At 64.9% G+C, this 10764-nt stretch carries 13 protein-coding genes; 8 read left to right on the forward strand and 5 right to left on the reverse strand.

The genetic code is table 11. From position 1 onward, the window contains the following. Position 1 precedes the first annotated feature (1 nt). Complete coding sequence (ccsB, locus tag CH289_RS14655) at positions 2 to 973, forward strand: c-type cytochrome biogenesis protein CcsB (RefSeq protein ID WP_019666479.1); 972 nt, start codon at positions 2 to 4, stop codon at positions 971 to 973. Positions 974 to 1097: 124 nt separating this feature from the next. Then, positions 1098 to 2495, forward strand: a complete 1398-nt coding sequence (locus tag CH289_RS14660) for a MinD/ParA family ATP-binding protein (protein ID WP_231383879.1) — start codon at positions 1098 to 1100, stop codon at positions 2493 to 2495. A 55-nt stretch (positions 2496 to 2550) separates the two neighbouring features. Here the strand turns inward: CH289_RS14660 and CH289_RS14665 are convergent, their stop codons facing one another. Next, positions 2551 to 2751, reverse strand: coding sequence for a hypothetical protein (locus tag CH289_RS14665; protein ID WP_019666477.1), 201 nt, complete (start codon positions 2749 to 2751; stop codon positions 2551 to 2553). A 120-nt stretch (positions 2752 to 2871) separates the two neighbouring features. After that, positions 2872 to 3084 carry a BldC family transcriptional regulator gene (locus CH289_RS14670; protein WP_026348035.1) on the reverse strand — a complete coding sequence of 71 codons (213 nt, stop codon included), beginning with the start codon at positions 3082 to 3084 and terminating at the stop codon, positions 2872 to 2874. 242 nt (positions 3085 to 3326) lie between these two features. On the opposite strand from CH289_RS14670, the gene CH289_RS14675 reads away from it, so the two are divergent. Together CH289_RS14675 and cds1 are read left to right on the forward strand one after the other, a co-directional pair. Next, a complete protein-coding gene (locus CH289_RS14675; RefSeq protein ID WP_019666475.1) occupies positions 3327 to 3647 on the forward strand; it encodes a DUF4229 domain-containing protein in 321 nt (106 codons plus the stop codon). After that, a complete protein-coding gene (gene cds1 / locus CH289_RS14680; RefSeq protein ID WP_020112508.1) occupies positions 3647 to 4735 on the forward strand; it encodes an L-cysteine desulfhydrase Cds1 in 1089 nt (362 codons plus the stop codon). The genes CH289_RS14675 and cds1 overlap by 1 nt, the downstream gene beginning before the upstream one ends. On the opposite strand, the gene CH289_RS14685 is transcribed toward cds1, so the two are convergent. After that, on the reverse strand, positions 4726 to 5046 hold the full coding sequence (locus tag CH289_RS14685; protein WP_020112507.1) for a hypothetical protein: 321 nt from the start codon (positions 5044 to 5046) through the stop codon (positions 4726 to 4728). The two genes, cds1 and CH289_RS14685, sit on opposite strands and share 10 nt — an antisense overlap. Before the next feature lie 213 nt (positions 5047 to 5259). Between CH289_RS14685 and CH289_RS14690 the strand changes: the two genes are divergently transcribed. After that, positions 5260 to 6036: a class I SAM-dependent DNA methyltransferase gene (locus CH289_RS14690; protein ID WP_094728083.1), complete on the forward strand. Its 777-nt coding sequence runs from the start codon at positions 5260 to 5262 to the stop codon at positions 6034 to 6036. Here CH289_RS14690 and pepN read toward each other — a convergent pair. Then, positions 6026 to 8476, reverse strand: coding sequence for an aminopeptidase N (gene pepN, locus CH289_RS14695; protein WP_094654452.1), 2451 nt, complete (start codon positions 8474 to 8476; stop codon positions 6026 to 6028). The two genes, CH289_RS14690 and pepN, sit on opposite strands and share 11 nt — an antisense overlap. Positions 8477 to 8551: 75 nt before the next feature. Between pepN and CH289_RS14700 the strand changes: the two genes are divergently transcribed. Genes CH289_RS14700 through CH289_RS14710 form a run of 3 tightly spaced genes read left to right on the forward strand, consistent with a single transcriptional unit; the run spans position 8552 to position 9747 of the window. Continuing rightward, the gene (locus CH289_RS14700) at positions 8552 to 8761 is read left to right on the forward strand and encodes a helix-turn-helix domain-containing protein (protein WP_094710059.1); all 210 of its coding nucleotides are present in this window, start codon (positions 8552 to 8554) and stop codon (positions 8759 to 8761) included. Between the two features lie 25 nt (positions 8762 to 8786). Then, a complete protein-coding gene (locus CH289_RS14705) occupies positions 8787 to 9317 on the forward strand; it encodes a Clp protease N-terminal domain-containing protein (protein ID WP_020112503.1) in 531 nt (176 codons plus the stop codon). Between the two features lie 49 nt (positions 9318 to 9366). Beyond that, on the forward strand, positions 9367 to 9747 hold the full coding sequence (locus CH289_RS14710; RefSeq protein ID WP_026348034.1) for a phage holin family protein: 381 nt from the start codon (positions 9367 to 9369) through the stop codon (positions 9745 to 9747). Positions 9748 to 9790: 43 nt separating this feature from the next. Here the strand turns inward: CH289_RS14710 and CH289_RS14715 are convergent, their stop codons facing one another. Then, complete coding sequence (locus tag CH289_RS14715) at positions 9791 to 10660, reverse strand: 1,4-dihydroxy-2-naphthoate polyprenyltransferase (protein ID WP_020112502.1); 870 nt, start codon at positions 10658 to 10660, stop codon at positions 9791 to 9793. Positions 10661 to 10764 lie beyond the last annotated feature (104 nt).

A 10764-nucleotide genomic window follows, 5' to 3' on the forward strand; every position in this document is an offset into this window, starting at 1 on the left:
GATGCCGATCAACGAGACGCTCTCGCAGTACAGCGACTGGTCCTTCGAATCCGCGTTCACCATCTACGTCCTCGCGTTCGTTCTGCTCATCGCGCAGTACGCCTCGCAGCGGGCCACCAAGGTCCAGGCACGCGAGCTCGTCGGCAGCGGTGCCCCCACTCCGCTCGGGGCGGGCGTACCGGGACGTGTCGTCGAGACCCCCAAGCGTCCACTGTCGGAGCGTCTGGCAGGCATGGGCTTCGCTCTGCTGATCCTGGCGCTCGTGCTCCACGTGGCATCCGTCGTACTGCGCGGCTTCGCCACACACCGGTTCCCACTCGGCAACATGTACGAGTTCGTGACCATGGCGACCGCCGCCGCAGCGCTCACCTCGATCCTGTTGCTGCGCAAGAAGACGATGCGACCGATGCTCGTGTTCGTCCTCGCGCCGATCATCGTCCTCATGTTCATGGCCGCGACCAAGTTGTACGCCGACGCAGCACCTGTCGTGCCTGCGCTTCGCTCGTTCTGGCTGCCCATCCACGTCACCATCGTCAGCGTCGGCAGCGGTATCTTCCTGGTCTCCGGCGTCGCCAGCCTGCTGTTCCTGCTCCGCATGAAGCAACCCGCGGGCGACGAGAGCAGCAGCTTCTGGGGTCGCTTCGCGTCCAGGCTCCCCGACGCCCAGGCGCTCGACCGACTCGCGTACAAGACCACCATCGTCGCGTTCCCACTCTTCGGTGCAGGCGTCATCCTGGGCGCCATCTGGGCCGAAGCAGCCTGGGGCCGTTTCTGGGGTTGGGACCCCAAGGAGACGATGTCCTTCATCACCTGGATCATCTACGCCGCATACCTGCACGCCCGCGCAACATCGGGATGGCGCAACACCCGCGCTGCCTGGATCAACATCACCGGGTTCGCAGCCATGCTGTTCAACCTCTTCATCATCAACATGGTGGTCTCGGGACTGCACTCCTACGCAGGGCTCAACTAGCCGATAGGGCGCATCGGTCGCGGGCGAGAGGTCGCAGGCTCAGCTGGTAACGTCCGGCGGTGACGGGTGCGCCGGGGGGCGCGCACCCTCCGACTGGGGAGTCGGATGATGGGGGGGAAACGCCATGGCCGAGTGGCAGATGAGTTCGTGGCAGCCGGTACGTCCGGCAGAGCAGGGGGAGGACGACGGCGCACCCGCCGCGCCACCGCCGGAGGCTGGGACCGGGGCATCCCCGAAACCTGACGTACCGGACGCCTCGCCCTGGCAGCGACGCGCCGAAGCTCCGACCGAGAAGGCGACAACAGCAGCTCCGGAAAAATCAGCGGCCCCAGCGAAAGCAGAGCCGGCGGCGAAGTCCAGTTCGGCCGACGAGGCTGGGTCGTCTGTCGAGCCTGCTAGTAGTGGGCCCAGAACCGGGGGATTTCGCTCGACCCCGGTCCCGATGCCGCCCGAATCGACCACCTACGGCCGTGTGAGCACAGAAGGCCGTGCCACTGCAGAACCCAGGCCGACTCCACCGGACCTCGGAACGCAGGGGCAGTTGCCACCGGTCGCGTCGGCGTCGGCGTCGGATCTCACCAATGCCCTTCTCGTGAGACAGGTTTCGCCGCCGCCTGTATCCGGGTGGCGGAAGTGGGTCTACGACGTGACGCTGCGGCGGGTCAATCTCGGCAACAGCCATCGCGACGAGCGTCTGGCCCGGCTCTCTCGGCAGGCGGAGCGCCATCTCGTCGGCTGCTATCGCATTTCGGTACTCAGCCTCAAGGGCGGCGTCGGCAAAACGACGACGACGGCATCGCTCGGGTCGACGTTCGCATCCATTCGCGGGGACCGCGTCATTGCCGTCGACGCCAACCCGGACCGCGGAACACTCAGCCAGAAGGTACCGCTGGAGACGCCCGCGACGGTTCGAAACATGCTGCGGGACATCGACGATTTGAGTCGCTACAGCGACGTACGGGCATACACCTCACAGAATGCGCACCGTCTCGAGGTGCTCGCGTCGGACACCGACCCCGCCGTGTCCGAGGCGTTCAGCGGCCAGGACTACGACACCGCGGTGGAACTGCTCGAGAAGTTCTACAGCATCGTGCTCACCGACTGCGGTACCGGGCTCATGCATTCGGCAATGAACAGCATCCTCGCCGGCTCGGACGCGCTGGTCGTGGTCAGCTCCGGGTCCGTGGACGGCGCCCGCAGCGCGTCGGCGACACTCGACTGGCTCGACGCGCACGGTCACAGCGAGTTGGTCCGCTCATCTGTCGCGGTGGTCAACGCAGTTCGGCCGCGAGCAGGCAAAGTAGATCTGGGCAAGGTCGTCGAGCACTTCGAGCAACGCTGCCGTCAGGTTGTGTTGATCCCGTTCGACCCACACCTCGAGGAAGGCGCCGAGATCGACTTGAACAGGTTGAAAAGCGGAACTCGCGCCGCGCTGCTGGAATTGGCGGCGGCGGTGGCGTCGGGATTTCCCAGCAACCGGCCGGAAGATCTTCAGCGCGCGAACGAGTCGAGGACGCGCTAGGCGCACCCGAAGGGGCGAACGGAACAGCCCGCCTCGTGAGGCGGGCTGCTGTACTTCATTCTGTAGGTTCGGTTTTGCCCGTGTCCTGACTGTCCGTGCCCGACCGTCGAACATCTCGGTTCATACGCCACAGGAACTCCGGGTCGTCATCCGGACCGACGGTCCGTCCAGCCGGAGCCTGCGCAGTCGGACCGAAGGCCTTCCAGAACAGGACGATGACTGCCACCAAACCGATCAACGCCAAAAGATAGATCACGACGCACCTCCTCAGACCAGCGTAACCGCGTTGGGATGCGGTGTGCACCCCAACGCGGTTCGCAAGTTCCTGAGAATATGCACTTGTGTTCGACCTGGCGTCGGTAGTCGGTCTACGGGGTCAGTGGTGAGCGGCCTCGGTGGTCAGAGACGACAGAAGCTGCATGACCTCGGCCTCGCGGAACCGGCGGTGACCGCCCGGCGTACGCAACGATCCCAGACGACCGGCATGCGCCCAACGGGTGACCGTCTTCGGATCCACATGGAAGAGCGCCGCTACCTGCCCCGGTGTGAGCAGTGAATCCTGAGCCTTGTGCAGTGTTGGTGCGCTCATCTTGGTCGTGTCCTCCTGCGTGCGGTGTCCGGTAGGCCCGGCCCGAAGGCGGGTCACGAACCGGACAGTGGATGGAGCAAATTCGTGTTCGAGCACCATGGTGGCACTCGAACCCCTAGGTACTCGACTGATCTAAAGAAGGTAAAGGGGAGGTAATAGACAAATCGGTCAAGTCCGGCTGTCCGATATGCGACGTTGCAGCGGGTCCAACCGCAGGTCGAAGGGCGGGTAGCCTGAAGGCCGTGAACGAACGCAACACACCACCCGAGCCCACCGCGACCAAAGGACGCCTCCTGCGAGACGTCGCGATCTACAGCGGAGCGCGTCTGCTTCTGGTCCTCGTGATCGCCGCCGTGATCGTCGGAGTCGGGCTGCTCGTGGGCGTCGAGATCCCCGTACTGGTCGCCGCGGTGTTCGCCGTATTGATCTCGCTGCCCCTCTCGCTCGTGCTGTTCAAGTCCCTGCGGATCCGCGTCAACGAGTCGATCGCCGGCGTCGACGAGGGCCGTCGCCGTGCCCGGGCCGACCTTCAGGCGAAGCTGCGCGGCGAGGACGGCAAGTAGTGACCAAGGTCGTCGACCGTTCCGAGGCCCGCGACTGGGTCGACAACGCGGTACGCCTCATCGACGCCGACGCTCAACGATCGGCCGACACACATCTGCTGCGGTACCCACTTCCCGCGGCATGGGGAGTGCAGCTCTACCTCAAGGACGAGTCGACGCACATCACCGGCAGCCTCAAGCATCGCCTGGCGCGCTCGCTGTTCCTGTACGCGATCTGCAACGGATGGGTCACCGAGAACACCACGGTCATCGAAGCCTCGTCGGGATCCACCGCCGTCAGCGAAGCGTATTTCGCGCGCCTGCTCGGCCTCGAGTTCGTCGCAGTAATGCCGCGCAGTACGTCGCCGACGAAGGTTGCACTGATCGAATCACACGGGGGTCGTTGCCATTTCGTCGACGATCCTTCCGCCATGTACACCGAGGCGCACCGACTCGCAGCGGAGCCGGACTGCCACTACATGGACCAGTTCACCCACGCGGAGCGCGCAACCGACTGGCGCGGAAACAACAACATCGCGGAATCGATCTTCGATCAACTCACCCACGAGGAATCGCCGATCCCGACGTGGATCGTCGTCGGGGCGGGCACAGGCGGAACCAGCGCAACGATCGGTCGGTACATCCGATACCGACGCCACTCCACCCGACTGGCCGTCGTCGATCCCGAGAACTCCGCCTTCATCGGTGGCTACGAGACCGGCCGTGCCGACTTCTCCACCGGAAAGCCGTCGCGCATCGAGGGCATCGGCCGTCCCATCGTCGAGCCGTCCTTCGTCGGACAGGTCATCGACAGAATGATCGCGGTACCCGACGCCGCCTCGGTAGCCGCTGCGCGGCACGCATCGACGGCCCTCGGGAAAAGCGTCGGAGGCTCTACCGGCACCAACATCTGGGGTGCATTCGGCGTCATCGCGGAGATGATTGCGGCCGGCAGATCCGGCAGCGTCGTCACCCTGCTGTGCGACGGCGGTGAGCGTTACGCCAATACGTACTTCGACGACGCCTGGGTTGCGTCGCAGGGCATGGATCTGGCCGGGCCGACCGAGGTGTTGGAACGCTTCGTACGAACGGGCGAGTTTCAGCCCTGACGCGTCAGCACCAGTGACGCTGCCGCGGTGGCTCCGGCTGCGACGCTCACCGCCGGCCACGCTCCGATTTTCTTGGCCAAGGGGTGCGATGCGCCGAAGCCGACGAGGTACGTCGTCAACAGCGCACCCGCGACCTTGGGACCGGCAGCCGCATTCCATGACGCGGTGCTCGCCACACCCACAGCTGCCAACACAGCGCCGCCGAGTTGTCGATTCTTGGTCTGCTGCGCAACAGCGAAGCCGCCCAGCAGGCCTGCGGCCGCCAGAGCCGAGGTAGCGAGTGATGAGGTCGTCGAGTTCGTCCGAGCCATACCTCCAGACTAGATGCTCGTGTTCCGTCTGCGGCCGAGCCTGCCAACCCGGCCACGCATGCTGTACTCGATCCCGCCGAAACCCCCGTATCGAACATACTTTCGAATATACCGAGAGGGTCCGACACGAACCGCAGAAAGCCGGTTCGACCTGCGGTTTCCCTCGAAAAGCGCTGGAAGTGCACCGCGCCACGGGTGTAGCGTCCGGCCACTATGACAGTGAACAACGATTCCACCGACGATCCGATGGACGGGTGGTTTCCGGAAAGTGTGGCCGCGCGATACGACGATCCGGGAGGCGAGAACGATTCTGCGGCAATCGATCCGGCGGTGGAGCTGCTGGCGCAGTTGGCGGATGGACCGGTCCTGGAGTTCGCCGTGGGGACCGGACGGATCGCTGCACCGCTGGCGTTGCGCGGGCTACGGGTGAGCGGCATCGAACTGAGCGGTGCCATGGCGTCGAGAATTGCAGCCAAACCTGGTGGAGAGTCGGTCGAGGTGCACATCGGAGACATGACCTCGACACGGATCGACGGTGAGTTCGCCCTGGTGTGTCTGGTGTTCAACACGATCGGAAATGTGACCACTCAGGACGGGCAGGTGGCCGTGTTCGAGAATGCCGCATCCCACCTACGTCCGGGTGGACGATTCCTCGTCGAAGTCGGGGTGCCGGACGTGCGCCGGCTACCGCCCGGTCAAGACACGGTCCCGTTCGCTGTGAACGATGCGGGCGACAGCGGTGGGTATGTCGGGTTCGATCGGTACGACGTCGCCACGCAACAGTTCACCTCGACTCATGTGACGGTCTCCGGTGACGGCTCAGGGTCTTTCCGCCGCATTCCCTTTCGTTACGTCTGGCCCGCCGAGCTCGACCTCATGGCCCGGATAGCCGGGATGAGGCTCGAGAGTCGGTGGGCCGATTGGGATCGGTCGGATTTCACATCGGACAGCGTCAAGCACGTGTCGGTCTGGCGGAAACCTACCGGTTGAACGCCCGACGCACGCGAATACTCCGGGCCAAGTGATCACGCTGCTCGACGACGAGCCTGCGCAACGCGGCCGGTGCCCACTCGTGGGCCGTGAGCCACGCGTCGGCGGCGTCGGTCGAATCCTGCTGCGGAAACAGGCCTACGACGAGTCGGCGGGCGATCTCGATGCTGCGGGTCGACCACAGGTCGGCTATGACGTCGAAGTAGCGATCGTCGAACGCGGACAACAGCTCACGGCCGCCGGCACGGAAACCAGCAAGTGTGGCGTCGACGGCGTCGTTGGACAGTTCGTCGGAGTCGATCACGTCGGCCCAGGCCCGTGCCTTCGCCTCGGGCGTCGGTTGCGCGGCGACGGCGGCACGGTAGGAGTTTCGGCCGGAGGACGTCGCGTCCGTGTCCAGCTCGGCATCGAGGCGCGCCACGGTGGTACGGCCGAGGGCGCTGAGCGAACGCAGCAACAGCCATCGCTGCTCGGAATCGAGATCGATTCCCTCGATCGGCAAGGTGCCGTCGACGACGCGCTCGATCTGCCCGGCCCGAACATCCGACCTCTGCGACGCCGACGCCACCGCTCGGAACCAGACGATCTGTGCGTCACTGCCCGGGTCCGCGGTTTCGAGCCTGCTCCAGCACGTTGCGAGCCAATCCGCGGCCGCCGAGCCGGTTTCGGGCAGATAATGATCGACTGCGTACTGGCTGTTCGCCACCACCGCGCCCGCGATGCCTACCTTCGGCTCCGATCCCGCGAATCTCGACGCGATGTCGAGGTAGATCGCGGGGTCCAGCTCGGCGTCGCGCGTCGCATTCCACAGTGCCGACCACACCAACCCGCGCGCCAGGGGATCGATCAGACGCCCGAGCGACGTTCTGATCGTCTCCAGCGAGCGGTCGTCGAAGCGGATCTTCGCATAGGTGAGATCGTCGTCGTTCAGCAAAGTCAGTGCAGCGCTGGGTAGATCGACGGGTGTGGTTGCATCGGTGATGTCGATCTCGTGACGGCCGGTCCGCACGAGGTGCCCGTCGGAGTCCTCGTCGTACAGTCCTATGGCGAGGCGGTGCGGACGTGGATCGGTCTGTTCGACGGCGGATCCGGTGTAGGACAGCGTCGACACGCCCGTCGTTCGGAGCCAGGCCGACGCCCATTCGTCGAGGTTTCGTCCCGACGCCGCCGAAGCGTGGGTCAAAAGATCCGCGAGCGTGGTGTTTCCGTAGGCGAATTCCGCGAAGTAACGCCGCGAGGCCTCGAAGAACGCGTCCTCGCCGACGTATGCGGCAAGTTGTTTGAGGACGCTGGCCCCCTTGGCGTACGTGATGCCGTCGAAATTGAGCTTCGCTGCTTCGAGGTCCGGAATGTCGGCGACGACGGGGTGCGTCGTCGGCAGTTGGTCCTGAAGGTAGGCCCAGGCTTTCCGGCGGTTGGCGAAGCTCACCCAGGCGTCGGAGAATCGCGTTGCGCGAGCCGAGGTGAACGCGCCCATGAAGTCGGCGAACGATTCCTTCAACCACAGATCGTCCCACCACTCCATGGTCACCAGGTCGCCGAACCACATGTGCGCCATCTCGTGCAGGATGGTGTTGGCGCGCTGTTCGTACTGCGCTTCCGTTGCCGCGGAACGGAACACGTAGGACTCGGTGAACGTGACGAGGCCAGGATTCTCCATTGCGCCCAGGTTGTACTCCGGGACGAAGATCTGGTCGTACTTCCCGAACGGATACGGGAAGTCGAACGCATCGTGATAGAAGTCGAGGCCCTGCTTGGTGATCTCGAAGATGTCGTCCGGGTCGAAGTGTTCGGCAAGGGACGCGCGGCACAGCGCAGCCAACGGGACCGTGAGTTCTCCTCGCTGCCAGGAAGAGTCGACGCGGTGGTACGGCCCGGCGGCGACGGCCGTGATGTACGTGGAGATCGGCAACGTGGGTTCGAACGTGACGGTGGAGCCGGATCTGGTGCCGGTGCGGTTCGACAGCACTTGCCACTTCTCGGGCGCCTGTACCTCGAATACGAACGGCGCCTTGATGTCCGGCTGCTCGAAGTTCGCGAAAACTCGTCTGGCGTCGGCGGGCTCGTACTGCGTGTAGAGGTAGACCTCGTTGTCGGCGGGATCCACGAACCGGTGCAACCCCTCGCCGGATCGGCTGTACCGACCCACTGCGTCGACGACGACTACATGGTGGCCACCGAGGCCGATGAGTCCGATGCGCGAACCGTCGTGGTCGACGGGTACGGGTGTGCCGTCGACGGTCACGGAACGGACCTCGGGACCGATGAAGTCCAACCATGTCGCTTCGGTGGTGGCGTCGAACTCGAGGGTCGTGCGGGTGCCGAAGGTGGTCGCCCCGGATTCGGATGCTTCCCGCAGGTCCAGCTCGACCCGATACGACACGCCGGTGATGTGGCGGGCGCGGCGTCTGGTCTCGGTTCGGGTCAGGTTCGCGGTCATGGGTTCCACCCTAAGGGAGTGGCATTGTCGTCAACCAGGGTTGACAACAGGGCAATGTCAACTTAAGTTGACGACATGACGGAAGCAACGACTCTGGCGGCTGCGGCAGGTAGCGCCGATCCGAAGGAAGGGCTCCGGGCGGTACTGGCCCTACGGCGACTCCTCGAGCGGCTCGAAGCGATTCAGGTCACGAACGCACGCAGACAAGGCTGGTCGTGGCAGGCGATCGCCGACTCGCTCGAAGTGAGCAAACAAGCAGTGCACAAGAAGCACAACAACATCTGACGCACGACACGTAGGGAGGACGGCGATGTTCGAGAAATTCACCGACGAGGCGCGGATGGCAGTCCTCGCCGCGCAGACGGAGGCCCGCGAACTGCACGCGACGCGGATCGAACCCGTGCACGTGTTCCTGGGCGTGCTTTCCTCTGCCGACCGCGACCTGAAGGCCGTACTCGAAGACGAGGGATACACCCGCGATTCGGTGCGTACGTCGTTGCCCGACGGCGGCGCCCTCGGCGCGAGCGATGCCGAAGCGCTCGGTTCGATCGGGATCGATCTCGATGCAGTGCGGGCAAGCCTGGAAGCGTCGTTCGGTGCAGGGGCACTCGATCGACCACGGAGCGAGAAACGAGGATGGCTCGGGCGCAGGACGGGGCACCTCGCGTTCGCGTCGGCATCGAAGAAGGCACTGAAACTGTCGTTGGTGGAGGCACTTGCCGCCAAGGACTCCGAAATTCGCTGCAAGCACGTCCTGCTCGGGTTGATCAGAGCCGGAGATCTCGAGCGGAACGGAGTCCTCGACGACCCGGACGGATTGCGCGCGCGTCTCGCGTCGTGACCGGATTCGAGTCCTGGGGCGAGGATGGGTGCTCGCATAGGGTGTGGGCATGACATTCCTGGTACGGCTCGTCATCAATGCAATTGCGATCTGGCTCGCGGCGCAGTGGGTCGACGGCATCGACCTGGCCAGCTCCGGGCGCGGCACCGGATGGGATCTGGTGGTCCTCGCGGGCATCGCCGCGGTGTTCACGATCGTGAACGCATTCATCAAGCCAGTGGTCAAGCTGCTGTCGCTACCGCTTCTGATTCTGACGCTCGGGTTGTTCACCCTGGTCATCAATGCCCTCATGCTGATGCTCAGCGCCTGGATCTCCACCGCCACCGATTACGGTCTGCTCATCAGCGGATTCGGCGCAGCGTTCTGGGGCGCGTTGATCATCTCGATCGTCAACTTCCTGCTCGGTGCGTTCGTTCCCGAGAAGCGCTGAGCCCCAGCAGGCTGGGCGACAGACAGACAGACAGACAGACAGACTAGGCGACGGCGAGTGCGATGCCGGTCGTGAGTCCCCACACCAGCATCGCGAGCCCGGAGTCACGTAGGGCGGGGATCAGCGCGAGGCCCGTTGCTCCGGACCGGACCGGCTTGTTCGCCCGAGCGGCGAGCGGCAGTGCGATCAGAGCGATCAGGGCCCACGGTGTGCGCGCGACGAGCGCTACGGTGACCGCGAACGGAGCGACGACCAACGCCAGGTGCACGAGGCGAGTCCGGGTGTCTCCCAACCGGACCGCGAGTGTGTTCTTGCCGGAATCCGGGTCGGTGTCGATGTCCCTCAGGTTGTTGGCCACCAGAACTGCGCTCGAGAACGAGCCGACGGCCACCGCCGAGACAACACCGGCCCAGTCGATCCGGCCGGCCTGAACGAATTGAGTTCCCAGCACCGCCACCAGACCGAAGAACACGAACACTGCGATCTCGCCGAACCCGCTGTAGCCGTAGGGTTTGCTGCCGCCGGTGTAGAACCATGCGCCTGCGATGCAGACGACGCCGATGACCACGAGCCACCACGCGGATGTCGCCGCGAGGACGAGCCCGGCGACGGCGCCGACGGCGAAGCATCCGATGGCAGCGGACTTGACTGCCCTCGGCGACGCGACACCGGAGCCCACGAGACGCAACGGCCCGACGCGCTCGTCGTCGGTCCCACGGATGCCGTCGGAATAGTCGTTGGCGAAGTTGACGCCGATGATCAACGCGAGAGATACGACGAGCGCCAACACTGCTTTCCACCACACGGCCCCATCGATCGACGCCGCCGCGCCTGTGCCGACGAGAACCGGTGCAATGGCGTTCGGGAGGGTCCGCGGGCGTGCGCCCTCGATCCAATGTGCTGTGGTGGCCATGGCTCGATCCTTGCCTATCGACTCCGAGCACGTGTCGGTGAGGTACCGAGCACGCCGATCACGGGAACGGTAGGCGCGGAATCGGGGGTAGTTGGATCTGAGGC

It is taken from the genome of Rhodococcus sp. RS1C4 (genome assembly GCF_002258225.1).
Lineage (GTDB): Bacteria > Actinomycetota > Actinomycetes > Mycobacteriales > Mycobacteriaceae > Rhodococcoides > Rhodococcoides fascians_E.